Here is a 26,041-nt window from a genome sequence, read left to right on the forward strand (position 1 = left end):
CGTATCGCGGAAAAGTTGAGAACGGCGGTATTTTTAAACTCCGGGGAATAACAAGGTTACGTTAAATGAGGCATCCGCAGCCCGGATATGTCAAAGCCGGGTTATGGGATTGCTGACCACGCGTTCACTTTTTGTGCCAATTCCGGTGATCATGGCCATTTCGCACTTGGCGCGGCCCGCAACTGCGATTAACTGAGGGGCATGACCACATCGCCCCCAAACGTACAAAGCATCAGCCAGATGGCTGCCGCCCACCCCGATTTTTTCACCGGCCTCAACCCGGAGCAGGAGGCGGCTGTCCGCACCGTGCAGGGGCCGGTCCTGGTTCTGGCCGGCGCCGGCACCGGCAAGACGCGCGTGCTAACCACGCGTATCGCCCATATTCTGGCGCAAGGTCTGGCCCGGCCGTGGGAAATCCTCTGCGTCACCTTCACCAATAAAGCGGCGCGCGAAATGCGCGAACGGGCGCAGAAGCTGATCGGCGCCTCGGCCGAGGGGCTGCAAAACCTTGGCACCTTCCACTCGATCGCCGCGCAAATTTTGCGCCGCCATGCCGAACTGGTGGGGCTGAAATCGAGCTTCAATATCCTGGATGACGACGATCAGGTCCGTCTGCTGAAGGCGATCTTCGAGCAGGAAAACATCGATCAGAAGCGCTACACGCCCAAATCCTTCGCCTGGCATATCGACCAGTGGAAGAACAAAGGCCTGACGCCGGACAAGGTGAAAGGCGGGGAGGGCAGCGAATTCGCCGGTAATCGCGGCGTCAAGCTCTACCAGATGTATCAGGACCGCCTGCGCATCCTCAATGCCTGCGATTTCGGCGACCTGCTGCTGCACAATCTCGACATCCTGACCAGACATCCAGACATTCTGGAAACCTATCACCGCAAGTTCAAATATGTGCTTGTCGACGAATATCAGGATACCAACGTGGCGCAGTATCTCTGGCTGCGCCTCCTGACGCCAGCCTCCCGCAACCTGTGCTGCGTCGGCGATGACGACCAGTCGATCTATGGCTGGCGCGGCGCCGAGGTCGACAATATCCTGAAATTCGAGCGCGACTATCCCGGCGCGAAGGTCATCCGTCTGGAGCGCAATTACCGCTCGACCCGGCACATCCTCGCCGCGGCCGCCGGCCTGATCAAGGCCAACACCGCCCGCCTCGGCAAGACACTGTTCACCGATCAGGAAGGCGGCGAGAAGGTCCAGGTCCAAGGGCTGTGGGATGGCGCCGCCGAGGCCCAGTTCGTCGCCGAGGACATGGAGCGCCTGCATAAGGGCACCCGCGACGCCAATCCGCGCAAATGGTCGGACATGGCGGTGCTGGTGCGCGCCTCCTTCCAGATGCGCGCCTTTGAAGAGCGCTTCGTCATGCTGCAAATCCCCTATACGGTGGTCGGCGGCCCGCGCTTCTTCGAGCGCGCCGAAATCCGCGACGCCATCGCTTACCTGCGCCTGATCCAGTCGCCCGACGACGACCTGGCCTTCGAGCGCATCATCAATGTGCCCAAGCGCGGCATCGGCGACGCCACGGTGCAAAAACTGCTGCAACAGGCGCGGCTGGCCGGTGTTTCGGTGATGACCGCCGTGCGCGACCTGATCCAGACCGACGAACTGCCGGCGCGCGCCAAGACGCCGCTGGTCGGCTTCATGCGCGATTTCACGCGCTGGCTGGATTTGAGCAAGGATATGCAGGCCAATGTCCTGCTCGACACCATCCTGACCGACAGCGGCTATTACGACATGCAGCGTGCCGACAAGACCTCCGGCCAGACGCGGCTCGATAACCTGAAAGAGTTGGGCGACTCCATGGCCGCCTTTGACGATCTGTCGGCCTTCCTGGAGCATGTGTCGCTGGTCATGGACCTGGAGCGCGACAATGGCGGCGACAGTGTGCGCCTGATGACGCTCCACGCTGCCAAGGGACTGGAATTCCCGGTCGTCTACCTGCCCGGCTGGGAGGAAGGCATCTTCCCGTCTCAGCGCTCCATGGATGAAGGTGGGCTGAAGTCGCTGGAGGAAGAGCGCCGCCTCGCCTATGTCGGGATCACGCGCGCCCGCGAACAGGCGCGCATCAGCTTTGTCGCCAACCGCCAGGTCTATGGCCGCTGGACCAACCAGATTCCGTCGCGCTTCGTCGATGAACTGCCAATCGATAATGTCGAGGCCACCTCGCAGACCGGCTATGCCTCGCAGGGCTGGCAATCACAGCAAAGCCGCTGGGACAGGGCTGGCTATGAGCCGAACTACACCAAGAAAGAAAAGCCTGCCTATGGTGGCGATCTGGCCGGCGTCGATATGAGCCGGCTGGAGCCCAAGGCCCGACCGACCCCGCATCGCCAGCCCGCGCCGGCCAAGCCTTCCGCCAAGAATTTCAAACTGGGCGAGCGCGTCTTTCACATGAAGTTCGGCTACGGCCTGATCGTCGAGATCGAGGGCAACAAGCTTATCGTTAATTTTGAGACCTCGGGTGATAAAAAGGTCATAGACAGCTTCGTTGAGCGGGCATAAGGAAGAGGTTTGCACCTGCGAAGACGGTACCGGGGGGTACGTCGCTCGCGGAGGCAACGGAGAACCTGATGCCCGATTCACAAGATCCTGGCGCGAGACAACCTGCCCCTCCCCGCTTCCTGCTGTTTGAATATTCCGAACTGAACCCGGCCATGCGCGCCGATCCACACGCGCTTTTCGATCCGCAGCGCCGTGAGCGCCCGGTCGAGCACGACGGCATGATCCCTGCTATGCTGATCAGCGCCTATGGCGTCGGCCGCGAAAGCCTGATGGACCGCTCGCTGTCGCGCAATTTCGATGACGCGGCGCCTGAAAATCCGGTCATCGCCAATGTCCGCCGGCTGAATGCCGCCATGGCTGCCGAATTCGGCAAGCACGATTCCATGCTGACGCTCGATGATCCGGACCACGGCCGCGTGCGCGGTATCGTCGCCGAGGCCTTCCTGAAACGTGCCGCCGGCGCGCAAGGGCTGGTGGCGCAGATCATCGATGCGCAGATAGATGCCCTGGCCGGCCGCGAAACCTTCGATGCCGTCAATGATTATGCCGCCCGCATCCCTATCCAGGTGCTGGGGACGATCCTTGGATCGCCGCCGGAGATGTTCGAGTCGCTCAAGGTCTGGACCGAGGCCGGGCAACTGGCTTTCGACCCGACCAAGTCCGCCGAACAGGAAAAACTGGCGCTTGATGGCCGCCGCGGAATCTTAAGCCACTTCAAGGAACTGATGGAGGCCCGCCGCGCTGCACCCCAGGATGATCTGGTCAGCGACCTGCTGGCGGCGCAGGCCAATGGCGCACCGATCGACGACAACGAAATCCTGTTCAACCTGTTCGCCCTGCTGGTGGCCGGCCACCTGACCACGGCCGACCTGATCGGCAACGGCATCTACCTGTTGCTGACCCACGATGAGGCGCGTCAAGCCATCCTCGCTGATCCGAAGCTGATCACCGGCGCGGTCGAGGAAATCCTGCGCTATGAGCCGCCGATCTCGTTCTCGGCACGCTTCGCCAAGGCGGATGGCAAGGCCGGCGGCTGCCCCTACCACAAGGGCGATGCCCTGGTTGTCAGCCTGATTTCGGCCAACCGCGACGAGGATCGCATCGATGATCCGCACCGCTTCGATATTACGCGCCGGCCCAATCCGCACCTGTCGTTCGGCGCCGGCGCCCATATCTGCGTCGGCGCGCCCCTGGCCCGAATCGAAGGCCAGACGGCGATCCTGAAACTGCTGCAACGCTTCCCGCACCTGCGCAAAGTCGATGACAGCCCGCCCGATTGGCGCGTGGTCCCCGGTGTGCGCGGACTGGCGAAGCTGGATGTGATCACCGAATGATCCGCACGGCCCTTCTGCTAACGGCCGCCTTTCTGGCGTCCCCGCTTCAGGCGGCGGAATCCGATTGGCGGACGGCCGATCCGCAGAATGTGCTGGTCATCGATACCGAAAAGGGTCGGATATATGTCGAACTGCACCCGGAAATGGCGCCGCAGGCCGTCGAGCGCGTCAAGCTGCTGGCCCGGCGGGGCACCTATGATGGCCTCCTGTTCCACCGCGTCATTCCGGGCTTCGTGGCCCAGACCGGCAATCCGAACAATCACGACAGCGGCAAGACCGAACTACCCAATCTCAATCCGGAATTCCGCTTTCGCCTGAATGCCGCCATGCCGCATACCGTGGTGGCGCGCCCGGCGGGGCTCAATGAAGGCTTTATGGGGGCCTTGCCCTATATCTCGGTCGATGAAAGCCGCATGAGCGCCAATCCCGACCAGGCGGTCCATGCCTGGGCCACACACTGCACCGGCACGATGGGCATGGGCCGCGATGATGCGCCGGTCGATTCCGCCAATTCGGAAATATATTTCATGCTGGCGCCTACCCAGCGCCTGGACCACGAATATACCCTGTTCGGACAGGTGATTGCCGGTGGCGAGGTGCTGCAATCCCTGGCCGCCGGTGAGCCACCCGCGCATCCGGATTCGATGATCCATGTCCAGGTGCTGGCGGATATGGCCAGGGCGCCGCGCATTGAGATACTGAAAACCGACAGCGCGGCCTTCAAATCCCTGGCCGATCAGGTCCGCGCGGTGAAAGGCGCGGACTTTGCCATCTGCGACATCGCCGTGCCGGCGCGGGTGATCCCGTGACGGAGTGGATTACGTCAGGCAAGGTCCGGGCGCGGGAAACAACGGACGGCATCGAGATCATGATCGACGGCTTGACCACCCAGGCGAAATATTACAAGCCCCTGGTCTATGAATTCTTCCGCAAGGAATGGCGGGGGTCGCGCGCCGCCTGGGGCGATTACGCCGTCGAAATCCGTATGGAGCATATTGGCGATCCGCCCTGGATGGACCTGGACAATCTCGCCAAGGCCCTGCTCGACGCCATCAAGGGCTTTGTCTTCCACGATGACAGCCAGGTGGCCCGCCTGCTCGTCGAACGTCATCCCGGAGACCGCGAGCAGATTCATATCCGGGTCTACGCGCTCAAGCATCAGGTATGACGACATTATTAAAGTCCTCCCCTCTTGGAGGGGAGGTGACGCGGCGAAGTCCGCGGCGGAGGGGTAAGGCCACGAAGGCCAACGCAGGTTGTTACCCCTCCACCGCTTCGCGGTCCCCCTCCCCTCCAAGAAGGGAGGATTTTGGATATGACTTCAATTACGAATCTTCCGCCTTAAGCAGCCGCGTCAAAGTCTGGGCATTGCGGATCGCATTGGCGTCGTAATCGTTATTGAAATAGGCCCAGATGCGTTTGGCGCCGCTGGCCTTTATGCGCTCTGCCCAATCGGCGAGTTCGGCATCGGAATAGTCGTAACGATACCACTTCTCCGGACCATGAAAGCGGATATAGACATCGTCGGCCGTGCGGATCATGTCATCCGGCAGTTTCGGCCCGCTGCACGAACAGAAGATGACGTCATTGGCACGAAAAGCGGCATAGACCGCTTCGTTCCACCAGCTTTCATGGCGGAACTCGACGACATTGCGCCGGCTGTGATCGAGCTGAGACACGATCCGCTCAAGCCTTTCCGGCGCATAGTGGAAACTGGCCGGAAACTGGAACAGGAAACAGCCCATGCGTTCGCCGAGCAGATCAGCGATATAGCCGAAGTCCTCGATAAGGCCCTGCACATCCTCGAACCGGCGGATATGGGTGATAAGTTCGCACGCCTTGACGGTATAGACGAACTCCCGCCCCTGGGCCTGTCTGAGCAAGGTTTTGACCGTATTGACCGTCGGCCAGGCATAAAAGGGCGCGTTCAGCTCGACCGTATCGAAGTGGTCCATATAGTAGGAAAACCAGTCTTTCGTCGGCATCTGGGTCGGGTAGAACTTGCCGCGCCAGTCCCAGTAAAACCAGCCGGAGCAGGCGATGTTCAGCGCCGGTGGGTGAGACGGAACCGGCTTGATGGCGGTATCGGCCAGGCGCGCTATGCGCATCTTCTCCGCGCGCATGGCATTGGCGGCGCGCTGCTTCGCCCGGCGGTCGGCTTTTCGTGACCGCCGTTCTTTCGGCAACAATTTTGGTTTTTCGGTCGGGCTTCCATCCATGGCGTCAGCATTGGACCACCGCCATCAGATTTCAATTATGACTGCTACCAGCTCCACGGCTCCAGCGCCCCCCAGATGGTCAGGATGAAGATATAGAACAGCCAGTAGAGCAGCATCAGGCCGTGCGCCACCTTCTGCCAGGTCGGCCAGTCGTCGCCGTAGCGCCCGCGGCCGCTGTAGACGAGGTAATAGGTCGCCACCTGATAAAGGGTGCCGAGCATGGCCACGAAGGCCAGCGCCGAGGCCAGGCGCACCTGCCCGGCCGGCCAGTGGGTGAACAGGCTGCCGGGATTATCGGCCAGGGCCTCATGCCAGGTGTGGAAGACGAAGATGGCCGCCAGCCACAGCAGCGACAGGCAGGCCGAAATGACCGTGGCGCGCCCCTGTTCCTCGGTCGGGTGCTCATTGCGCCCCGGTCCCTTGGCCAGCATAATCCAGACAAAGATGCAGGTGGCGATCATGATCGCTGTCAGCAGGGTCACGACCGACGGATTATACCACCAGCCGACACGTTCATAGCGCGCCACATTGCTGGCCGTCTCGAAGCCGGAAACGTGCGTGCCGTTGGCATTGAACAGGAAATGCAGCCCGCCGGTCGCCGATGCCGGACCGGAATCCTCCGCATCCTGCGGTGTGAAGAACCCCGTAGCCGAGGCCGGTACAAAGGCGGACAGACCATTCTGCGTATCCAAGATCAGCCGGCCATCGCCATCGACCGTAACGTCAACCGTATTGAGCAGGCGGGTGACGGCCCCTTCCAGACCGCCATAAGCCCGGCGGGTCGAGACATACTGTCCGGCGATTGCCCGATAATAGTCACGATGCTGGGCATAGGCATTGGCCGGAGAGGGCATCAGCGGCGGCTTGACCGTATCGCCGCTCAGATGATCGAGCAGCAGGTTCGGATAGCTGGCGGTCAGGGCCGCACCGGTCTGGGTATTGGCGGCGATGAAGATGCCGAGGTTCATTTCCGGCACGATCACCATATTGGCATTGAACCACAGGGTCGCGCCGCCATGACCATAGGTGGTGAAGCCCGCCGGCGCCTGGCGGATCATCAGGCCCGACGCCCAGCCATTATAGCCTTCCGGCATTTTCAGCAGGGGCTGGCGGAAGGCACTGGCGGAATCGGCATTGAAAAGCTGAATGCCGTCGATCTGGCCATTGCCGAGCATCATGGCCATCAGCCGCGCCATGTCCTGAGCGGTCGAGGAAGCGCCGAGCGCACCGGAGAGCGGAATGGCGTGCTCGAAGGGCTGCGCCTCATAGGTGGCGCCATCCCAGACAAAACCATCGGAAAGGTCCTGCGTCAGTTCGGCCGATAACGGTGTCGGCAGGTCTTCCAGATCGAGCCCCTGCGAATTGTAGGGCTCGCGCAAGGAGGTGTGGCTCATGCCGAGCGGCTGGAAAATGCGGGTTTCCATCAGGGTGGGCACGTCCTTCGCCCGCGCCGTCTGTTGCAGGGCGCGGGCCGCCAAGGCCGCGCCGAAATTGGAATAGGCGGAAAATTCACCCGGCTGGCGCACGCGCTTTGGCCGGTGAACGCGGAAATAGCTGTCCGCGCCGATCAGGCGCGAGCCATTGAGCTGGAACAGGTGGCCAAGGCTGGTGTCCTCATAGCCGCTGGTGTGATCCATCAGTTCACGCAGGGTGATCGGCTTGAAGCGGCGGTCCTCGCTGTAGACATCGGCCGGCAGGTAGTTGCCGATCGATGAGTCCATCTGGATGCGGCCGGCTTCCAGTTCCTGACGGGCCACGATCCAGGTAAAGGTCTTGGTCACCGAGCCGATGCGGAACAGTGAACTGTTGGGATCGACCCGACGCAAGGGCGCCAGGCGGTCATAGCCATACCCCTTGAGCAGCAGCGGCGTATTGCCCTGAACGACGGCCACCGTAGCGCCCAGCACATGATCGCGCTGCATCAGGGTGCGCACCACGGAGTCGGTAAAGGTTTCAATGTCCTCCGCGCTGATCGGCGTCGCGGCCGTGCGCGGCGGCAGGGCGGAGGCTGCTACCATCGGCGCGGCCGGTTTCACCACGGCGCCGGGAACGGTTGTCTGGTAACCGATGGGACCATTCGCCGGAACCGCCGGCGCGGGCACGGGCGGAGCCGGTGGTGCAACGGGCTTCGGTTTCGGGCGCGGCCTGACCGATGCTGTGGCGCTGGAAGACGCCGCCTCGGAAGCCGGCGCCGGCACATAGGGCTTGAGATCAAGGCCCGGCGGGCTGGCAGACGTAGCGGCTGGCGGCACGGTTTCCGGTGCAGCGGGCTTGACATCGGCGGTGGGCGGCGTGGACTGGGTAACCGCCGGGCCGGCGGCGGCACAAACCAGACCCAGGGCCAGCAGCAAGGCCGCCGTTTTGCTCTTTGGTCCAAATCTGTGAACGATACCCCGAAAAGCCATCTTCGATTCAATCCCGGAACGCGCATTCGTCTGTTATGCGAATTTAGGCGATTCTGGTGACAGGCGTAGCGTCTTTTTCGGTTTGCCCGCTTATTTCTTGCGGAACTGGTCCAGCGAGACGATCTTGGGAGCGTCCCCATCGGGCTCAGAAGCTGCGGCGTCCTTTTTGGGGCGGTCCGCCGGCGGCGCCAGTTCGGTGACGATGTCGCCGATTTCCTCGCTCTCGTCGATATCCTGGCCCAGATCCTGAGACAAGGCCGCCGGATCATCGACCTCGAACTCCAGCATGAATTGCGCGTGCGGATCGTGGAAACGGGTGATGGCGTTATAGGGCACGGTCAGGATCTTGGGCGCGCCGCCAAACGTCAGGGTGACACGGAAGAAGTCATCGGTGACGCGCAGGTCGCGGAACTGGTGCTGCAAGACTATTGTGATGTCGTAGGGATAGCGCGCTAGCAGGTCGGCCGGGATCGAAACGCCGGGCGCCTTGGTCAGGAAGGTGATGTAGAAATGATGCTCGCCTGGCAGACCTTCCACCGAGGCGGCCCGCAGCAGCCCCTGCTTGATCACGCCGCGCAGGGCGTTCTGGGTCAGGTTGGCGTAATCCATCTGGTCGATGATCATCTGATCTTCGGACATGCGTTCGGGGCCTCTGCAAAACTCGTATTGTGCGCTGCGTTCAGCCTTAGCATGACCGTCTGAAAACAAAACCGCAAATTGCCGTGAAGCGGCAAAAAAGCCATATCCACATCTTTCATACGGATTTTATCCCTCCACAACTTTTGGTTAACCATTGGTTGAGTAAATACAACTCAAATATCAGCGTTTTTATAAAAAACGTTAAAGTAAGGAGTACCTCGCAATGGCTAATGACGACATCTATCAGCATCGCCTTGATTTCGCTCGGATTACGCCTGAGGACACCGCCCTGTTGCGACAGATATGGCCCCGCATCGCGCCCGCCCTGCCCCGCATCCTGACCGCCTTCTATGCCCACATTACGCGCGAACCGCATCTGGCGGCGATGATCGGGACGCACGAAAGCCGCCTGCAGGGCGCCCAGAGCCGCCACTGGCACATGCTGTTCACCAGCGGCTCAGCCAGGACTATTTCGACAACGCCCTGCGCATCGGTCAGACGCATCACCGCATCGGGCTGGAACCCAAATGGTATATCGCCGGCTACCAGTTCGTGCTCGATGAGCTGACGGCCACCCTGACCGCCACCTATCGTTTCAAGCCGAAAACCCTGACCAGAGCGCTGATCGCCGTTAACAAGGCGGTTTTTCTCGATCTCGATATCGCCATTTCCACCTACCAGGCCGCCAGCGAAGGCGCCATACTGGAGAAGGCACGCAGAACGGAAACCGCGATCGATCAGTTCCGCGGCGAATTCGAAACCATTGTCAGTCAGGTCTCGGAACGGTCGTCCAGCCTGCAATCGACCTCGCGTGACCTGGGCCAGGTGGCCGACAGCGCGCAGTCGACCTCTGAAACCGTGGCCGATGTCGCCAGCCGCGCCTCAATGGATTCCCAATCGGTGGCCGCCGCCGCCGAGGAACTGACCAAGTCGATCCAGGAAATCAGCAGCCAGATCAGCGGCGCCTCGGCCGGCATTCGGTCCGTGGTCCATATGGCGGAAACCTCCAGCACCGAGGTCAGCCAGCTTTCGGGCGCGGTCGACAAGATCGGCGATATCCTGGGCATGATCCAGGGCATTGCCTCGCAGACCAACCTGCTGGCTCTCAACGCCACCATCGAGGCTGCCCGCGCCGGTGACGCCGGCAAGGGCTTCGCCGTGGTCGCCACAGAGGTCAAGGCCCTGGCCGATCAGACCGCCCGCGCCACCACCGAAATCTCTCAGCATATCAAGGAGATCAGAGGATCGACAGATCGCGCCGTCGCCTCGATCGGCGATATCGTCAATGCGATCACCGATGTCGAAGCTTCCAACACCTCTATCGCCGCCGCCGTCGAGGAACAGAGCACGGCCACCAACGAGATCGCCTCAGCATTCAGCATGTGTCGGACGCCTCGTCCAGCCTGTCGGAGCACATTGTCAGCCTGAACAGCGCCGTCAAACAAACCCAGATGGCCACTGAATCAGTGGATGAATCCGCTCAGTCCCTGGCTGCGCAGTCAGGCGAACTGACCCGGCATGCCGAGCAGTTCTTCGTCAATCTGCGGGCGTCTTAGGGCGCGGACTTAACCAGCCGTCCGACGTCAGCCAATCGATGATTGCCCATTGCCAGCGATCACGCGGCATTAGAAACAAGCCATGCTGGCCTTTCTCAAAAAACCGCGCTTCAACCGGTACGCCCGCATGGCGAAGCGCTTCGAGATAAGCGATACTGTTGTCGATATCCACCAATTGGTCGTCGGCGGCGTGAAGGATCAAAGCCGGCGGCGTTTCGCGCGTCACCTGTTGGTCGTTGGAAAAATCCTTCACCAGCGCGTCGGAGGGCGAAGGCCCCAGAAGCGCATTGCGCGAATCCATATGCGTAATCTTCGCATCCATGCTGATAACAGGATAGACAAGCACCTGAAAGTCGGGACGCAGACTGACATGCTCAGGATTGGCGATATAGGACTTCTGGAAATGTGTCGCCAGTGTCGACGCGACATGTCCGCCCGCGGAATAACCGACGACGCCCACACGCGCCGGATCAAGATTCCACTGGCCGGCGTGCAGCCGGATAAACCGCAGCCCTTGCTGCGCGTCCTGAAGCGGCCCGATGGATTTATCCGCCATCGTCAGATCACTCGGCAACCGGTATTTCAAGACAAAGGCGGCAATGCCATGATCCACGAAATATTTTGCCTGCTCCACGCCTTCATATTCGAAGGTCAACCCCGCATATCCGCCACCGGGGATGATGAGAACGCTCGCCCCCGTGGCCTTCACCTTGGCTGGCAGATAAACCTGAATTGCGGGGTGGGAAACCTTCTGTATCCAACCCGTGTCTGCGCCGGTCTCATTGTCGGGGCCGGGCTTTGAATTGGGAATGGCGCTATCGCCATATAGCGCAAAGGCTTGCATTTTGGCGGGAAATGAAGCGGCGGGATCAGGGGGCGCCGCCGTTGCCGGCATGGCAAAAACCGCCGTAGCCATAATGAAAAACGCTGTTTTCAACCCCATGATCCCTGGCCCTTCGATAGCTGATTATTAGTTTTGGTAAAGGCCACTAATACAGATACGGGTGACGGCATCAAGACAATGCTCATGTCGTTTTTGATAAGGTGGCGGGCAGGTGGCAGCCTTCTGTTGCAAGGCGCCAATTGGAAGCGCCGTGACTGAGCAGGCGCGAGTGGCAGCCTTCTGTTGCAAGGCGGCTGCCGGGCCCCGCCTAGGAGGCTTAGTTCCTAGGAGTTTAGGTGGATTAGATCCGCCGCATTACGCAGCAAGAGCTTGATCCGAAGCGAAGTTATCGTTCGCAGTTATAAAATGAGGCGATCACAGAGCCTCACACTGAGGGAAAGCTTCACCTTTACACGCCTGTCGATGCTGATCGGCCCCATAGTCCCTAAGCCTGGGAGGTAAATGGTGGAGCCGCCGGGAATCGCACCCGGGTCCAGTTCGCTTATTACGTGGGCGTTTATCCCCATAGTAGGGCCGAAACCCGACACCCTCAATATAGGCGCTTCGCGTGGCGAGGGGAAGAGTGTGGCCAGGAAAATTGTCCTTATGGAATTTTTGTCACGGATGCGTGAAGTCGCGGGGCAAATTTATGCGCCCTGCCCTAGCTTCCGGATATCCAAACTCAAGCTGAGGAACTCCATCATGTCCCGTTCTAGCCATCTTCGCGCTGCCGCTGCCTGTGGCGCAATCTTCGTAATGTCCATCGGCGGCCTGGCCGCCTGCAGCAAGACCACCACCGACAAGGTCGAGGACACCACCACCAGCGTGGTCGCCGACGCCTCGGCGGCGGTCAGCAGCATCGGCGCCGACATGGACGCCAACAAGACGCAGGATTTCGTCACCAAGGCGGCGATCGCCAATATGTTCGAGATCAAGACCAGTGAACTGGCGGTGAAGACCTCTAAAAATGCCGATGTCCTGGCCTTCGCCAAAATGATGATCAAGGATCACACCGCCGCCGGTAAAAAGTTTGAAACCGCCGTCGCCGCCACCTCCGGCCTGACCCCACCGGCCGCGCTCGACGACGATCACCAGAAGAAGCTGGACGACCTGGCCACCAAGACCGGCACCGATTTTGATAAGGCCTATGTCGATATCCAGCAGAGCGCCCATTCGGAAGCGGTCAGCCTGTTCGACGACTATTCGAAGAACGGCAAGGACGCAGCCCTGCAGACCTTCGCCACCAACACCCTGCCGACCCTACAGGCGCACAAGGACAAGATCGACGCGTTTAAGGAATAGTGAGGGCGCCCTCTTACCTCTTAAAGTCCGCCGGGCAGCGGCGCCTGCCGATTGACCAGACCGTCTTCACGCAGTTCCCGCCAGAAATCCGCCGGCACCGTCTCGGTCAATGCGGCCCGATCCTCCGCGATGCGGCCGGGGCGGCTGGCGCCTGGAATGACGGCCGCCACCGCCGGATTGGCGAGCGAAAACTGCAGCCCCGCTGCTTTCATGCTCACGCCGTGACGATCAGCGATCGCCTTAATGCGCGCCACCTTGTCAAGAATGGCGGACGTGGCCGGCGCATATTCGAAATTCAGACCGCCCACCAAGGCGCCGGAACTATAGGGACCGCCGACCACGATGCTCATGCCTTTCTCGAGAGCCTTCGGCATGACACGCTGAAGCGCCCGATCGTGATCCAGCAGGGTATAGCGCCCGGCCAGCAGGCTGGCGTCCGGACGCGGCTCTTCCAGTTCCATCAGGAGTTCGATCGGTTCCACCTTGTTGACGCCCAGCCCCCACGCCTTGATCACGCCCTCATCACGCAGGCGATCAAGCGCTTTGAAAGCGCCATTCCGCGCTTCCTCGAACTTCTCCAGCCAGCGGTCGCCCCAGAAGTCCTGCGCCAGGTCATGGACGAAGGCGATCTCGATATGATCGGTCTTCAAACGCTTCAGGCTGTCTTCGATGGAGCGCATGGTGGCGTCGGCCGAATAGTCATTGACGATCCGGTTGGCGCGGCCGTGCTGGAAGACGCCCGCCTTTTCGCCCTGTTCGCGGGCGCTGACGTCCTCAAGTTCATCGAGGATCACCCGGCCCACCTTGGTCGAGATCACATACTGGTCGCGCGGCTTGTCCTTCAGGGCCTCGCCCATGCGGATTTCCGCCAGGCCGGCGCCGTAGAAGGGGGCATTATCATAATAGCGGATGCCGTCATTCCAGGCGGCTTCCACGGTTGCCAGGGCCTCCTCTTCCGGAATGTCGCGGAACATGTTGCCAAGCGGAGCGGCGCCAAAGCCGAGCTTGTCCGGCAAAATGTCTTTGATGGCCATGGAAATATCTCCCTGAGGGACGGTCGTAAGGATTGGCAGCTCCGAAAATGGGGTGCCCACTGGTGCTTTGCCACCGCAGCGGTGCAGATATTTCCATATGGCACACCGACGCGCGCCTATGCCGGAATAAAAGCGCCCGCCTTCTGTTCAGAAAGCGGGCTTCAGTTCTCAGGCAAAGGCGGCGCCCGCCGGGGTGAAGTCAGGGGAGGTTGACGCGGCGGGCGCCATCATGCCGCCTGAGGGGCATCAGGCGGCAGAGGACGTACTGTGGATCAGAAGAAGCCAAGTTTGCCCGGCGCGTAGGAGACCAGCAGGTTCTTGGTCTGCTGATAGTGGTCCAGCATCATCTTGTGCGTTTCGCGGCCGATGCCCGATTGCTTGTAGCCGCCGAAGGCCGCCCCTGCCGGATAGGCGTGGTAACAGTTGGTCCACACACGGCCGGCCTCAATACCTCGGCCGGCGCGATAGGCCATGTTCATGTCACGCGACCAGACGCCGGCGCCCAGGCCATAGACCGTGTCATTGGCGATCTCGATGGCCTCTTCCACCGTCTTGAAGGTGGTGACCGAAACCACCGGGCCGAAGATTTCCTCCTGGAAGACGCGCATTTTGTTGTGGCCCTCGAAGATGGTCGGCTTGATGTAGAACCCGTTATCAAGGTCGCCGCCCAGACGGCTGGCCTCGCCGCCGGTCAGCACCTTCGCGCCTTCATTGCGGCCGATCTCCAGATATTTCAGGATCTTGTCATACTGCTGCTGGCTGGCCTGGGCGCCGATCATGGTGCCGACATCGAGCGGATCGCCCTGGGCAATGGCCTCGACGCGCTTGATGGCGCGTTCCATGAAGCGGTCATAGATCGATTCCTGCACCAGGGCGCGCGACGGACAGGTGCAGACCTCGCCCTGGTTCAGCGCGAAGAAGGCGAAGCCTTCCATGGCCTTGTCAAGGAAGGCGTCGTCCTCCGCCATCACGTCGGCGAAGAAGATGTTCGGCGACTTGCCGCCCAGTTCCAGCGTGATGTTGGTGACGTTGTCGGCGGCATAGCGCATGATCTCCTTGCCCACCGCGGTCGAGCCGGTGAAGGCGATTTTGGCGATGCGCGGACTGCGAGCGAGCGGCGCGCCGGCTTCGATACCGGTGCCGGAGACGATATTGAGCACGCCCGGCGGCAGCAGGTCATGGATCAACTCAGCGACCACGAGGATCGAGGCCGGGGTCTGTTCGGCGGGCTTGAGCACCACGCAGTTGCCGGCGGCCAGCGCCGGGGCCAGCTTCCAGGCCGCCATCAGGATCGGGAAGTTCCACGGAATGATCTGGCCGACCACGCCGAGGGGTTCATGGAAATGATAGGCCACGGTGTCATTGTCCAGTTCGCCGATCGAGCCTTCCTGCGCCCGGATGCAGCCGGCGAAATAGCGGAAATGGTCGATGGCCAGGGGGATATCGGCCGCCGTGGTTTCGCGCAGGGGCTTGCCGTTGTCCCAGGTCTCGGCCTCGGCGATCAGGGGCAGGTTGTCCTCGATACGCTGGGCGATCTGGAGCAGGATGTTGGAGCGTTCGGTGACCGAGGTGCGGCCCCAGCCGTGCCGGGCGCGATGCGCAGCGTCAAGTGCCAGTTCGATATCCTCAGCCGAAGAGCGCGGCACTTCGCAGATCTTGCGGCCATTAACCGGCGAGGTGTTGTCCATGTAGCGGCCCTTGACCGGCTCGATCCACTGGCCGCCGATATAGTTGCCGTAACGGGTCTTGAAAGGCGCGCCGGCCTCGATAATGCGTTCGAATTTGGTCATGTTCAGTCTCCTTGCCTGTTCGGTGGTTATGAACCGAGGCTGCGCGCCTGTGCGGTGCAGCAACAAGCGCGATACAGCGATGGATGGCCGCTCAGACCCGGTTTTGGATCGCATTTCGGAGGGTGTGTCGCGCCGCACGACAGGATTTTGCCGCCTGTCGCAGATTGCGACACCGCCGGCGCGTTTCGGATCAAAACGGACGTGAAAACGCAGTTTGGTCTTGCCTATTGCCGCCAAAAGGCATCTTCTTTCCCTAAAGACAGGGAGTAGAGTTGAGCGCTGCCGACCCATTACAAATCCAGAAAGCCCGCGAGGTCTTCTTCGCGCGCAAGGGCCTGCCTGTCGATCAGATCGGCCATTCCATCCTGCGCTCGTGGATACGCTGCGCCGACATGGGGCTGGACGAACGCGCACCTCCGGCCATCGATGCGCCCAGCGCCTCTGAAATCCGCCTGCTGCATGAAAAGCACGAGGCCCTGCGCCGCATTTCGCGCCCCGAACTGGATGCCCTCTATTCCGAAGCCCGCGAAATTTCCGGCATCGTCATCCTGACCAATGCCAGGGGCGAAATCCTCGATGCCGTCGGCGATCCCGGCTTTGCCGACAAGGCCGCGCAGGTGGCCCTGCGCCCCGGCATATTATGGAGCGAGGATGGCACGGGCACCAATGCCATCGGCACCGCCCTGGCCGAACGCCGCGCCGTGGTGGTCAATGGCGGCGAGCACTATTTCCAGAGCCATCAGGTTTTGACGTGTTCGGCCACGCCGATCATCGATCCGCGCGGCGCCACCATCGGCGTGCTCGATATATCGGTGCCGGCCAGCCAGCAGAGCGGCCATGTGCTCGGCATGGTGCGCATGGCGGTGGAGCAGATTGAGCACCGCCTGTTTCGCAACGGTTTCGATGGCTGCCGCACCCTGCGCTTCCAGACCGACCCAAACCTGCTCGGCGCCGCCCGCGAAGGCATACTGGTGCTGAAAGACGGCATAGTGGTGGCCGCCAACCGGCGCGGCCTGTCCCTGGTGGGCCGCACCTGGGACGGCCTCGACCAGCTCCATGTCGAGGAGATTTTCGACACCAATGCCGCGCATCTGGCGTCCGGCCGCCTGAAGGCGCAGGACGGCCGCGAATTCTTCGCCCAGTTCGAAGGCGAAAGCCTGGGGCCAGCCTTGAGCACAGCCCCGCAGCAGAGCCTGGAAGATATCGAACTCTCCAGCATCCGCCAGGCGCTGGAAGCCCACGGCGGCAATGTCAGCGCCGCCGCCCGCCATCTTGGTATCCACCGCAGCACAATTTACCGCCGCATTCACAGCGTGTAGGCGCCGCTTGAGCGCTTCCCGCCAAATTTCTTCTGAAGTTTGGCAAGCGCGACTGCGCGCCCGCCTTGACGCGTGCTAACGCTTCGCTTCTTGAGCACAGTGCGAGGCAAGCCCGCGCGGCGCCTAAGCGCATACCCAAGCGCGCAAAAAATGTCGCTTAGCCGGTTACATCTCATTCATGAACCCCTTTTAATTTGATTTCAGGGGGGGCTTCCTTCACTTTAGCGTCAAGTTCGATCGCTACTGATCGATATTTTCCGGCTTCGGCTCACCGCAACGGCCCTGTTCTGGCGCTTCTTATTCCGCGACAGTGAATGGGCCAAACGCCGCAGCCTTTGGAGGTTAGAGTATGCGTACCCAGATCATTTACCCGGCCATAGGTGCGGCCAGTCTGATGGCCCTGCTGGTCGCCACCGGCGCCGCCGCCCAGTTGCGCCTCCTGAGCGATGGCCCGCAGATCGAACTGCGCGACATGGTCGCCCGCGTCGTCGTCACGCCGGAAGACCGCAGCGATATCGATATCCGCGTCCGTTACGGCAGCGTGAAAGTGCCGACCCTGATGGTTTCGCAGCGCGGTTCCACCACCGTGCTCAATGGCCACTTAAGCTCCGGCCGCCAGCCGAATTTCAGCTTCCGCATCAATGTCAATGACGATGACCAGGTATCGAGCCGCAACGGCAAGGTCCATATCGCCGGCATCGGCCTGGTCAATGTCTCCGACCTGCCGCTGGTCTTTGTCCGCGTGCCGGCCAATGCCGTGGTCAAGGATTCGGCCTATACATTCGGCCGTGTCTCGCCCAGCAAGAGCCTGGATTTCATCATGAACGGCGGCGGCGAATGGGCCATCGAACCCGTGGCCGGACCGCTCAATATCATCAACAGCGGCCCCGGCCGGATCTCGGTCGCCAGCGCCGGCGACAGCATCGTCGACAATATGGGCTCCGGTGACATCAATCTCGGTACGGTGCGCAATCTCCAGGCCGTCCTGACCGGTTCCGGCAATTTCAATGTCGAGCAGAGCAGCACGACCGCCCTGCAAAATCAGGGCGCCGGCGATGTCAGCATCAAGCGCAGCGGCGCGCTGAAGGTCCAGCTCAATGGCTCCGGCGACCTGACGCTCGGCGATATCATGGGCGGCTTGAGCGTCGTCAATAACGGCTCCAGCGACATCGCCGTCCAGCGCGTCGGCGGCCCGGTCAATCTCGATATTTCCGGCTCCGGCGACGTGTCGATCGCCGGCGGGCAGATACCGGCCTTTGTGCTGCGCGGTTCAGGCTCCGGCGATGTCAGCTATGGCGGCATCACCAACACCGTCAATGTCGATACCAACGGCTCCGGCGATGTCAGCATCATGAAGGCCACCGGCGCTGTGGTCACCAAGGTGGTCGGCTCCGGCGAAATGCACATCGGGCATTAAACCGTTCTGGCCGACAGTCTGCAATGAGGTTCCGTTTAAGAAGGGGAATCCACAGATTGCACAGATGAGCACAGATTAAGGAAGACAGAATTTCCCCGGAAGTCCGCGCTTATGTTCAGACGCTTAAAAGGCGCGAAGCGCTCAAAACAGGCTGGTCCCGGCACACCGGAAAACCAGGCAAACCAATCCCCTTCCTTTCTTAATCTGTGTCCATCTGTGCAATCTGTGGATTCGCTTCTTCTTTACGCCCTTAGGCCACGAGGCCCGCACTCAGGCAACTTATCCCCATATTCCAGCCATGGGATAGGCTATGCCCATGACACAGACACACACACAGACACAGGCGCACCCACACCGCCCCGACGTGCGCCGCCGCGCCGAACGCCTGATCTCCGCGCTTGACGCCACGCCCGCGCCGCAAACCCTGCCTGATATCATGCGCGCCGCCGGCACGCTGATGGTGATTGACCGGCTGCTCAGCCAGCTATGGAAAACGCCCCCGGTCAAATCCGGCCGGCAGCCAATGGCCGAGCCCGTGGACGTGGCGCCAACCGTGCCGGATGACGCCCCCTCGCCTGACATAGCCACCACGCCACCGCTAAACCGACGCCAGCGATGGCTTCAGGCCGCACAGGAACGTAACACCCGCTCGAATGGCAAATCCTTTATCCGCCGTGAAACCAGTTCCTTCCCCCTCTCCCCATGACAATGGGGAGAGGTGGATGCCCCCTTGGATATGCGCCATTCCGTCATCTTCACGGCGCTTAGCCCCCGCCTAGAGGGAAATCAGCCTCGTTGGCACTCATAAAATAAGTCCAAGTGCGACAGCCTGTCGCACACATTTTATCCGAAATTACCGCCTGATTTTCGGAAATTTTCCCAACCCGCGCAACCACACGCATAACTCTTGTTGCGCCGCACAAAGAATTTCAAATATTAACGTTTTGTAATTTTAACATGTTGAATTTGTTCGATTATTACATCTCATTCATGACATGGTATTAATTTGAACTATGCACGTTGAAGGCGCATATGAGGGTCATCGCAGCAAACACACAGGAGATTTTAGCGATGACTGCCCAACTCTACACCGCCACCGCCCTTGCCGCCGGCACGCTCTTCATGATCGCCGCCCTGCTCACCATCGGCCAGTTCTAAACCCTCCCGAAAGGATCACTCCCATGACCAATACCTATGTACCCCTCGCCACCGCCTCCGCCCTCGCTGCCTTCACCCTGTTCATGGTGATCGCCCTGGCCACCGTCGGCCTGTAAGCCCCTCCCCCTCAGATAAGGAAACAGATCATGTCCCTCTCTATCCCCGCCGTATCCGGCCTGGCCGCCTTTACCCTGTTCATGCTGGCCGCCCTTCTCAGCGTCGGTCACATCTAGGCGCTACTGTAATCAAGCGTAAATAAGGCGCGGAGAGCCCAGCTCCCGCGCCTATTTCTTTGCCTGAATGGCAGTTGAAGCCGCCCGCAAGATCAACCCGGATGGACCATGTTTTCCGGACGGACGAACTGGTCGAACTCCTCATTGGTCAGGTAGCCGCCACCGACGGCTTCCTCGCGCAGGGTGGTGCCGTTCTTGTGGGCGGTCTTGGCGATCTTGGCGCAGGCGTCATAGCCCAGCTTGCCATTGAGCGCCGTCACCAGCATCAGCGAGTTTTCCAGGCCGCGTTTGATATTGTCGAGGCGCGGCTCGATGCCAACCACGCAGTTGTCGGTGAAGGAAATGGCTGCATCGGCCAGCAGGCGCACGCTTTGCAGGAAGTTATAGGCCATCACCGGATTGAAGACGTTCAGTTCGAAGTGGCCCTGCGACCCGGCAAAGGTCAGGGCGGCGTTATTGCCGAAGATCTGCACGCAGACCTGCGTCATCGCTTCGCACTGGGTCGGGTTGACCTTGCCCGGCATGATCGATGAGCCCGGCTCGTTTTCCGGCAGGGCCAGTTCGCCCAAGCCCGAACGCGGGCCGGAACCAAGGAAGCGGATATCGTTGGCGATCTTGAACAGCGAGGCCGCCACCGTATTGATGGCGCCGTGCGAGAAGACCATGGCGTCGTGGGCGGCCAGAGCCTCGAACTTGTTCGGCGCCGTGGTGAAGCCGAGGCCGGTGATCGAAGCGATCTTCTCGGCCACGCCTTCGGCAAAACCGATGGGCGCATTCAGGCCGGTGCCGACGGCGGTGCCGCCCTGGGCCAGTTGCATCAGCTTCGGCAGGGTCTGCTGGATGCGCTCGATGCCGTTGGTCAGTTGCCGGGTATAGCCGCCGAATTCCTGACCGAGGGTCAGCGGCGTCGCGTCCTGCGTATGGGTGCGGCCGATCTTGATGATGTCCTTCCAGGCCTCGGCCTTGTCATTCAGGGCATTGCGCAGGGTTTGCAGCGCCGGCAGCAGACGGTGAACGATCTCTTCGGCGCAGGCGACGTGCATGGCGGTCGGATAGGTGTCGTTCGACGACTGCGACATATTGACGTGGTCATTGGGGTGGACCGGCTTCTTGGTGCCCATCTCGCCGCCCAGGATCTCGATGGCGCGGTTCGAGATCACCTCGTTGGCGTTCATGTTCGACTGGGTGCCGGAACCGGTCTGCCAGACGACCAGCGGGAAGTGCTCGTCGAGCTTGCCTTCCATGACCTCGTTGGCGGCGGTGATGATGGCCTGGCCGATGGCGGGGTCGAGCTTGCCGAGCGCCATATTGGTTTCGGCGGCGGCGCGCTTGACGATGCCGAGGGCGCGCACGATCGGCAGCGGCTGCTTTTCCCAGCCGATCTTGAAATTGCCGAGCGAGCGCTGGGCCTGGGCACCCCAGTACTTCGAGTTGTCGACCTCGATCGGGCCAAAGGTATCGGTTTCGGTGCGGGTGGTTTTGGACATCTTGGGGGGCTCCGTGGGAGGTGTCGGATCGGATGGGCCGGCTTGAATGGCGGAGGTGGTTTCCAGTTCCGGCGTAAAGCTGGTGGCGGTGATCCGTCGCTTTTTCTTCGAACCGGACAACCAGTCTAACAACCCCATAACGCCCTCCATAACCGGCAAAAAACGTGCGCCTATCCGTTATGTCCGCAAGGGTCAAAGCGCAACGACTTTATGCGTAACGGGGTATATTTTCGAGTCAATCCTTGTACCTCCCCACCTTTGGTGGGGAGGGGGACCATGAGCCAAAGGCGAAATGGTGGTGGGGTTTCTTACTTTCTTAAGTGAAGCCAGAAGCCCCACCACCATCCGGCTTCGCTGAAGACGCTTCGCCGGCCGGTCCCCCTCCCCGGCATAGCCGGGGAGGTATAAGAATAATACGGGCTCCTACCGATAGCGGTAGCGTGTAATTGCCATGAACATCTGTGTAATCTGTGGATCAAAAAACAAACCTTCGTGCGCGTTCCGGCGCTGGCAAGAAGAGGTATCCACAGATTACACAGATATTCTTTGCCCTCTCACGCTACCGCTATCGCCAGAGTGCGGTTCAGGTCAAACCGTCTCCGCCAAAAACCCGCCCGTCTGCCGCGCCCACAGCCGCGCATAGAGCCCGCCCGAGCGCACCAGTTCGTCATGCGTGCCGGTCTCGATAATGCGGCCACCATCGATCACCACCAGGCGGTCCATGCGGGCGATGGTCGAGAGCCGGTGCGCGATGGCGATGACCGTCTTGCCCTGCATCAGTTCCAACAGGCTTTCCTGGATCGCCGCCTCGACCTCGGAATCGAGCGCCGAGGTGGCTTCATCGAGCACCAGGATCGGCGCATTCTTCAGCAACACGCGGGCGATGGCGATGCGCTGACGCTGCCCGCCGGAGAGTTTGACGCCCCTCTCACCAACATGGGCGTCATAGCCGCTGCGCCCCTGGCCATCATTGAGATCGGGGATAAAGCCCGCCGCATGAGCGCGCGCCGCCGCCCGGTCTATCTCGGCCTGCGAGGCGCCCGGTGAGCCATAGGCGATATTATCGCGGATCGAGCGGTGCAGCAGCGAGGTATCCTGCGTCACCATGCCGATATGGGCGCGCAAACTCTCCTGATTGACCCCGGCGATATCCTGGCCATCGATCAGGATATGCCCGCTTTTCAGGTCGTACAGCCGCAGGAACAGGTTGACGAGGGTCGACTTGCCGGCGCCGGAAGGCCCGACCAGCCCGATCTTTTCCCCCGGCGCGATGGTCAGGCTAAAATCCTGTATTGCCGGCAGGTCGCCGTAAGCGAAGCCGACATGCTCAAAGCGGATTTCGCCCTGGCGCACTTCCAGCGCCGGCGCCGCTTCCACGTCCACCACCATATGCGGCCGCGAAATGGTCTCGATGCCGTTCTGCACCGAGCCGATATTCTCGAACAGGCTGGTAACCTGGAACATCACCCAGTTCGACATGCTGATCAGCCGCTGCGTCAGGGCGCCGATCAGGGCGATGGCGCCGACTGTGATCAGGCCCTGGCTCCACAGCCAGATGGCCAGCGCCGCCATGATGATCAGCAGCAGGGCGTTGATGACGGCCGTGCTGTTATCCAGCCCCGTGATCAGCCGTTCCTGCACCTGCCACTTGCGGCTGTTGGTCAGCAGGCCTTCGCGTACATAGTCGTCCTCATGGCGCGTGCCGGCGAAGAGCTTGACGGTCTGGATATTGGTGTAGGTATCGACAATGCGCCCGACAAGAGCCGAACGTGCCTCCGCCCCTTCGCTAGCCGCAACGCCAAGCTTCGGCACGAAAAAGGCGCAGACGAGGCCGTAGACGACACTCCACACCACCAGCGGGATCACCAGCCGCCAGTCGGCCTGAAAGAACAGCACGATGGCGCTGCCGAAATAGATGACGACGTACAGCAGGGTATCGCACAGGGTCGTCAGGGTATTGCGCACGGCAGACGCCGTTTCGACCACCTTTGAGGCGACGCGGCCGGCATAGTCATTGGTGAAGAAACCGATCGATTGTCGCACCACATGGCGGTGCGATTGCCAGCGGATCAGGTTGGGAAAGTTGCTGGTGATCGCCTGACGCAGGAACAAAGAATGGATAAAGCCAATCAGCGGCCAGGCGATGCCTATGATCACCGCCATGCGGATAAAGTCATGGCCATGCGCGCGCCAGAGGTCAGCGGGCCTGGTGTGGGTCAGGTAATCGACGATATCCGCCATGAAGCGGAAGACCGCCACCTCGGTGATCGTATAGAGAAAGCCGGCGATCAGTATGGCCAGGAACAGCGGCCACGCCTGTTTGAGAAACTGCCAGAAGAAGGGCAGCAGCTTATCGGGCGGCGGACCGTCTTCATGAGGACCAAACGGATCGATCATCCGCTCGAAGCGGCTGTAGAGGGCATTGATCAGGGACATGCCCTGCATATGCGCTTACCTTAGGCAAAAAGAAACCCCGCCGAAGACAGTCGTAAATACTTAGCCTTCCCCCTCTCCCCATAAATGGGGAGAGGACGACAAGCAAGGCGAAGGCGTAGCCAAAGCCTTAGATTGTCGGGTGAGGGGCTGTGCCCGATTGCAAAAGGCCCCTCACCCGGTCGCCCTCACTTCGTTTGGCTCACTTTCCCCTCTCCCCATTTTATGGGGAGAGGGGAAAGTGAGCGAGGAGTTGGAGCCAAAAAGAAACCCCGCCAGAGATACTGACGGGGTAACTTCAAAATTACGGGTGCAGCGCCAATAAAGGCTTGCGACCCTGCTACTTGGCGCCAAAGAGACGAGCCCAGAAGCCGGGCTTCTTCTTGGCGGCGGTGGCCGTGCTGGAGGCGAAATCACTGGCCTTTTGTGTCACCGAGGCGGTGACGTCATCGGCCTTTTTGGCGAGATCATCGATCATCGGCTTGGCCGCTTCAACAGCATCGTCGATCTTGTCCTTGGCAGCATCGACAGCGGCTTCGACCTTGGCGGCCGCGTCCTTGACCGCCGGTTCGGCAGCGGCCTTCAGATCGGCGACCTTTTCAGCCACATCGGCCTTGGCTTCGGCGGCAGCGGCCTTCACAGTTTCGACAGCCTTGGCAACCTTGGCCTTGGTTTCGCTGGCGGTCTTCTTGGCGGCCGGTTTGGCCTTGGCCGGCGCGGCGGCAACCGCCTTGACAGCCTTCGCCTTGGCAGCGGTAGCGGCCGTCTTCACGGTCTTGACGGCGGCTTCAGCCTTCTTCTCGACCTTTTTCGCTTCGGCAACCACCGGCTTCTTCACATCGGCAACCATCGATTTGGTGGCGGCAGCCGCCTTCTTCGGCGCGGCCTTCGCAGCAGCGGCGGTCTTGGTCGCGGCCGTCTTGGTGGCGGCGGCCGCCTTGGCCGGCGCGGCTTTCGCGGCGGCAACGGCCTTCTTGGCGGCCGGCTTTACAGTCTTTTGGATGGGGGCCGCGGCCTTTTCCACCGGCGCCTTGCGCGCCAGGGTCTTCTTCACGCCGGCGTCGGCCGGGATGTCTTTATTTTCACCAGTCGTTGATTTTGTGGTAGCTCTCGCCATCGTCTGTCCTTAAATGCCCCGTTCAGGAGTGCGCACCCAGCGCGCATTGGAATGAAGTTACCCGAATCGGCTGTTCAAATCAAATAAAGCCTATTCCTAATCTTAACGCAGAGCAATATGACCTATAATCCGCAGCAAATCATCGCCCGTGGCCCCCGTCTAGTCTCGGAAAGCGCCGCCGAAGCCATTGATGGCGACGTTTTGCTGGAAGGCGCCACCTATTCGATCCTGGAAGAGGATGAAGACCGCAATATCTGGCGCATCGACGCCTTCCCGACCACCGAGGAAGAAGACGCCCGCCTTCAGGAAGTCCTGGCCGGCTTTCCGGAGCTGACCGTCACCGCCGATCAACTGGCCGATGCCGACTGGCTGGCCATGGCGCTGTCCGGCCTGCCGCCGGTACGCGCCGGGCGCTTCTTCGTCTACGGCATCCATGATCGCGGCCGCGCGCCGGATAACACGGTCAACCTGCGTATCGAGGCCGGTGCTGCCTTCGGCACCGGCCACCACGGCACCACGGTAGGCTGCCTGATCGCCTATAACGACCTGCTGAAATCGAAGCGCTTTGACCGCGTGCTCGATGTCGGCGCCGGCACCGGCGTGCTGGCCATCGCCGCCGCCAAGACCGGCACACGTGTCGCCGTCGGCACCGATATCGATCCGGTTTCGGTCCGCATCTCGAACGAAAACGCCAAGCTCAACAAATGCCATGCGCGCTTTGTCTATGCCAATGGGCTCGATCACCGCCTGGTGCGTTCCGATGCCCCCTATGACCTAGTCTTCGCCAATATCCTGGCCCGTCCGCTGGTCGGCCTGTCCATGGCCATCCGTGGCGCCTTGAAGCCGAAGGGCCTGGTCATCCTGTCGGGCCTCCTGCGCACCCAGGAACGCTTCGTGAAAGCGGCCTATCACAGCAAGGGCTTCCGCACCGTCCGCCGCATCCATCGTGATGCCTGGTGTACCCTGGTGATGCAGAAGGTCTGACTCTCTCCTCCCCTGCGAAGCGGGGGAGGTGGCGCGGCTTGTCCGCGACGGAGGGGGCCTGCCCCTCACATCACATAGCCCCCTCCGTCAGCGACACCGGCTCTTCGAGCCTCGCGCTGCCACCTCCCCCGTACTCTTCGCTACAGGGGAGCATATTTGCTCAAAAACCACAGTTCACGGATCATTTCCCACCGCGCTTGAAATTGTATGATTTTCC

20 protein-coding genes, 1 other RNA gene and 1 pseudogene are annotated in these 26,041 nt (G+C 61.1%); 12 read left to right on the forward strand and 10 right to left on the reverse strand.

The features are described from left to right. Nucleotides 1-201 precede the first annotated feature (201 nt). The 4 genes from BLO49_RS06535 to BLO49_RS06550 all read left to right on the forward strand — a co-directional run bounded on the left by BLO49_RS06535 (nucleotide 202) and on the right by BLO49_RS06550 (nucleotide 5,016). On the forward strand, nucleotides 202-2,514 hold the full coding sequence (locus BLO49_RS06535; protein WP_415499572.1) for an ATP-dependent helicase: 2,313 nt from the start codon (nucleotides 202-204) through the stop codon (nucleotides 2,512-2,514). 68 nt (nucleotides 2,515-2,582) lie between these two features. Continuing rightward, the gene (locus tag BLO49_RS06540; protein ID WP_090645736.1) at nucleotides 2,583-3,848 is read left to right on the forward strand and encodes a cytochrome P450; all 1,266 of its coding nucleotides are present in this window, start codon (nucleotides 2,583-2,585) and stop codon (nucleotides 3,846-3,848) included. Beyond that, nucleotides 3,845-4,657, forward strand: coding sequence for a peptidylprolyl isomerase (locus tag BLO49_RS06545; RefSeq protein ID WP_090645738.1), 813 nt, complete (start codon nucleotides 3,845-3,847; stop codon nucleotides 4,655-4,657). Before BLO49_RS06540 ends, BLO49_RS06545 begins: the two co-directional genes overlap by 4 nt. Nucleotides 4,658-4,716: 59 nt before the next feature. Continuing rightward, entirely contained in the window at nucleotides 4,717-5,016 is a 300-nt protein-coding gene (locus BLO49_RS06550; protein ID WP_245678914.1) for a RusA family crossover junction endodeoxyribonuclease, read from the forward strand. Between the two features lie 157 nt (nucleotides 5,017-5,173). Here BLO49_RS06550 and BLO49_RS06555 read toward each other — a convergent pair whose 3' ends face one another. The 3 genes from BLO49_RS06555 to BLO49_RS06565 all read right to left on the reverse strand — a co-directional run bounded on the left by BLO49_RS06555 (nucleotide 5,174) and on the right by BLO49_RS06565 (nucleotide 9,111). Next, nucleotides 5,174-6,037, reverse strand: a complete 864-nt coding sequence (locus BLO49_RS06555) for a DUF72 domain-containing protein (protein ID WP_220083700.1) — start codon at nucleotides 6,035-6,037, stop codon at nucleotides 5,174-5,176. 74 nt (nucleotides 6,038-6,111) lie between these two features. Further along, nucleotides 6,112-8,472 carry a serine hydrolase domain-containing protein gene (locus tag BLO49_RS06560; protein ID WP_090645745.1) on the reverse strand — a complete coding sequence of 787 codons (2,361 nt, stop codon included), beginning with the start codon at nucleotides 8,470-8,472 and terminating at the stop codon, nucleotides 6,112-6,114. Between the two features lie 90 nt (nucleotides 8,473-8,562). Next, complete coding sequence (locus BLO49_RS06565; RefSeq protein WP_090645747.1) at nucleotides 8,563-9,111, reverse strand: SspB family protein; 549 nt, start codon at nucleotides 9,109-9,111, stop codon at nucleotides 8,563-8,565. A 223-nt stretch (nucleotides 9,112-9,334) separates the two neighbouring features. On the opposite strand from BLO49_RS06565, the pseudogene BLO49_RS18485 reads away from it, so the two are divergent. Both BLO49_RS18485 and BLO49_RS18580 read left to right on the forward strand, forming a co-directional pair. Continuing rightward, nucleotides 9,335-9,741: pseudogene (locus tag BLO49_RS18485) on the forward strand (protoglobin domain-containing protein); the annotation flags it as partial. 435 nt (nucleotides 9,742-10,176) lie between these two features. Next, nucleotides 10,177-10,539 (forward strand): methyl-accepting chemotaxis protein, encoded by a 363-nt coding sequence (locus BLO49_RS18580; protein WP_245678915.1) that lies wholly within the window; start codon nucleotides 10,177-10,179, stop codon nucleotides 10,537-10,539. A 108-nt stretch (nucleotides 10,540-10,647) separates the two neighbouring features. Here the strand turns inward: BLO49_RS18580 and BLO49_RS06575 are convergent, their stop codons facing one another. After that, complete coding sequence (locus BLO49_RS06575) at nucleotides 10,648-11,610, reverse strand: alpha/beta hydrolase (RefSeq protein WP_090645754.1); 963 nt, start codon at nucleotides 11,608-11,610, stop codon at nucleotides 10,648-10,650. A gap of 168 nt (nucleotides 11,611-11,778) precedes the next feature. Continuing rightward, nucleotides 11,779-12,135: a transfer-messenger RNA gene (gene ssrA, locus BLO49_RS06580) on the reverse strand. Nucleotides 12,136-12,252: 117 nt separating this feature from the next. Here ssrA and BLO49_RS06585 point away from each other — a divergent pair. After that, nucleotides 12,253-12,852 carry a DUF4142 domain-containing protein gene (locus BLO49_RS06585; RefSeq protein ID WP_170828221.1) on the forward strand — a complete coding sequence of 200 codons (600 nt, stop codon included), beginning with the start codon at nucleotides 12,253-12,255 and terminating at the stop codon, nucleotides 12,850-12,852. Nucleotides 12,853-12,872: 20 nt separating this feature from the next. Here the strand turns inward: BLO49_RS06585 and BLO49_RS06590 are convergent, their stop codons facing one another. Together BLO49_RS06590 and exaC are read right to left on the reverse strand one after the other, a co-directional pair. Then, on the reverse strand, nucleotides 12,873-13,886 hold the full coding sequence (locus tag BLO49_RS06590; protein WP_090645759.1) for an aldo/keto reductase: 1,014 nt from the start codon (nucleotides 13,884-13,886) through the stop codon (nucleotides 12,873-12,875). 272 nt (nucleotides 13,887-14,158) lie between these two features. After that, nucleotides 14,159-15,676: an acetaldehyde dehydrogenase ExaC gene (exaC, locus tag BLO49_RS06595; protein WP_090645763.1), complete on the reverse strand. Its 1,518-nt coding sequence runs from the start codon at nucleotides 15,674-15,676 to the stop codon at nucleotides 14,159-14,161. 272 nt (nucleotides 15,677-15,948) lie between these two features. On the opposite strand from exaC, the gene BLO49_RS06600 reads away from it, so the two are divergent. From BLO49_RS06600 to BLO49_RS18660, 4 genes are all read left to right on the forward strand, one after another. Next, nucleotides 15,949-16,995 (forward strand): sigma-54-dependent Fis family transcriptional regulator, encoded by a 1,047-nt coding sequence (locus tag BLO49_RS06600; RefSeq protein ID WP_090645766.1) that lies wholly within the window; start codon nucleotides 15,949-15,951, stop codon nucleotides 16,993-16,995. 349 nt (nucleotides 16,996-17,344) lie between these two features. Beyond that, nucleotides 17,345-18,412 (forward strand): GIN domain-containing protein, encoded by a 1,068-nt coding sequence (locus tag BLO49_RS06605; protein WP_090645769.1) that lies wholly within the window; start codon nucleotides 17,345-17,347, stop codon nucleotides 18,410-18,412. Nucleotides 18,413-18,728: 316 nt separating this feature from the next. Then, nucleotides 18,729-19,118: a hypothetical protein gene (locus tag BLO49_RS06610; RefSeq protein ID WP_139159628.1), complete on the forward strand. Its 390-nt coding sequence runs from the start codon at nucleotides 18,729-18,731 to the stop codon at nucleotides 19,116-19,118. Between the two features lie 326 nt (nucleotides 19,119-19,444). After that, nucleotides 19,445-19,570, forward strand: a complete 126-nt coding sequence (locus BLO49_RS18660; RefSeq protein ID WP_281187211.1) for a hypothetical protein — start codon at nucleotides 19,445-19,447, stop codon at nucleotides 19,568-19,570. Between the two features lie 325 nt (nucleotides 19,571-19,895). On the opposite strand, the gene fumC is transcribed toward BLO49_RS18660, so the two are convergent. From fumC to BLO49_RS18380, 3 genes are all read right to left on the reverse strand, one after another. Beyond that, complete coding sequence (fumC, locus tag BLO49_RS06615; protein ID WP_090646218.1) at nucleotides 19,896-21,290, reverse strand: class II fumarate hydratase; 1,395 nt, start codon at nucleotides 21,288-21,290, stop codon at nucleotides 19,896-19,898. A gap of 588 nt (nucleotides 21,291-21,878) precedes the next feature. After that, a complete protein-coding gene (locus tag BLO49_RS06620; protein WP_090645774.1) occupies nucleotides 21,879-23,735 on the reverse strand; it encodes an ABC transporter ATP-binding protein in 1,857 nt (618 codons plus the stop codon). A gap of 328 nt (nucleotides 23,736-24,063) precedes the next feature. Then, complete coding sequence (locus BLO49_RS18380) at nucleotides 24,064-24,840, reverse strand: hypothetical protein (RefSeq protein WP_170828222.1); 777 nt, start codon at nucleotides 24,838-24,840, stop codon at nucleotides 24,064-24,066. A gap of 117 nt (nucleotides 24,841-24,957) precedes the next feature. On the opposite strand from BLO49_RS18380, the gene BLO49_RS06635 reads away from it, so the two are divergent. Then, nucleotides 24,958-25,824, forward strand: coding sequence for a 50S ribosomal protein L11 methyltransferase (locus tag BLO49_RS06635; protein ID WP_090645779.1), 867 nt, complete (start codon nucleotides 24,958-24,960; stop codon nucleotides 25,822-25,824). Nucleotides 25,825-26,041: the final 217 nt, after the last annotated feature.

The organism is Asticcacaulis taihuensis (genome assembly GCF_900100255.1).
In the GTDB taxonomy this organism is placed as follows: Bacteria; Pseudomonadota; Alphaproteobacteria; order Caulobacterales; family Caulobacteraceae; genus Asticcacaulis; species Asticcacaulis taihuensis.

Coding starts and splice junctions, on each gene's coding strand:
- BLO49_RS06575 (WP_090645754.1), bottom strand. CDS start 11,610: ATGGGGTTGAAAACAGCGTTTTTCATTATGGCTACGGCGGTTTTTGCC.
- BLO49_RS06610 (WP_139159628.1), top strand. CDS start 18,729: ATGACACAGACACACACACAGACACAGGCGCACCCACACCGCCCCGAC.
- BLO49_RS06585 (WP_170828221.1), top strand. CDS start 12,253: ATGTCCCGTTCTAGCCATCTTCGCGCTGCCGCTGCCTGTGGCGCAATC.
- BLO49_RS06550 (WP_245678914.1), top strand. CDS start 4,717: ATGATCGACGGCTTGACCACCCAGGCGAAATATTACAAGCCCCTGGTC.
- BLO49_RS06540 (WP_090645736.1), top strand. CDS start 2,583: ATGCCCGATTCACAAGATCCTGGCGCGAGACAACCTGCCCCTCCCCGC.
- BLO49_RS06635 (WP_090645779.1), top strand. CDS start 24,958: ATGACCTATAATCCGCAGCAAATCATCGCCCGTGGCCCCCGTCTAGTC.
- BLO49_RS18580 (WP_245678915.1), top strand. CDS start 10,177: ATGATCCAGGGCATTGCCTCGCAGACCAACCTGCTGGCTCTCAACGCC.
- exaC (WP_090645763.1), bottom strand. CDS start 15,676: ATGACCAAATTCGAACGCATTATCGAGGCCGGCGCGCCTTTCAAGACC.
- BLO49_RS06560 (WP_090645745.1), bottom strand. CDS start 8,472: ATGGCTTTTCGGGGTATCGTTCACAGATTTGGACCAAAGAGCAAAACG.
- BLO49_RS06545 (WP_090645738.1), top strand. CDS start 3,845: ATGATCCGCACGGCCCTTCTGCTAACGGCCGCCTTTCTGGCGTCCCCG.
- BLO49_RS06590 (WP_090645759.1), bottom strand. CDS start 13,886: ATGGCCATCAAAGACATTTTGCCGGACAAGCTCGGCTTTGGCGCCGCT.
- BLO49_RS06535 (WP_415499572.1), top strand. CDS start 202: ATGACCACATCGCCCCCAAACGTACAAAGCATCAGCCAGATGGCTGCC.
- BLO49_RS18380 (WP_170828222.1), bottom strand. CDS start 24,840: ATGGCGAGAGCTACCACAAAATCAACGACTGGTGAAAATAAAGACATC.
- BLO49_RS06620 (WP_090645774.1), bottom strand. CDS start 23,735: ATGCAGGGCATGTCCCTGATCAATGCCCTCTACAGCCGCTTCGAGCGG.
- BLO49_RS06565 (WP_090645747.1), bottom strand. CDS start 9,111: ATGTCCGAAGATCAGATGATCATCGACCAGATGGATTACGCCAACCTG.
- BLO49_RS18660 (WP_281187211.1), top strand. CDS start 19,445: ATGAGGGTCATCGCAGCAAACACACAGGAGATTTTAGCGATGACTGCC.
- BLO49_RS06605 (WP_090645769.1), top strand. CDS start 17,345: ATGCGTACCCAGATCATTTACCCGGCCATAGGTGCGGCCAGTCTGATG.
- fumC (WP_090646218.1), bottom strand. CDS start 21,290: ATGTCCAAAACCACCCGCACCGAAACCGATACCTTTGGCCCGATCGAG.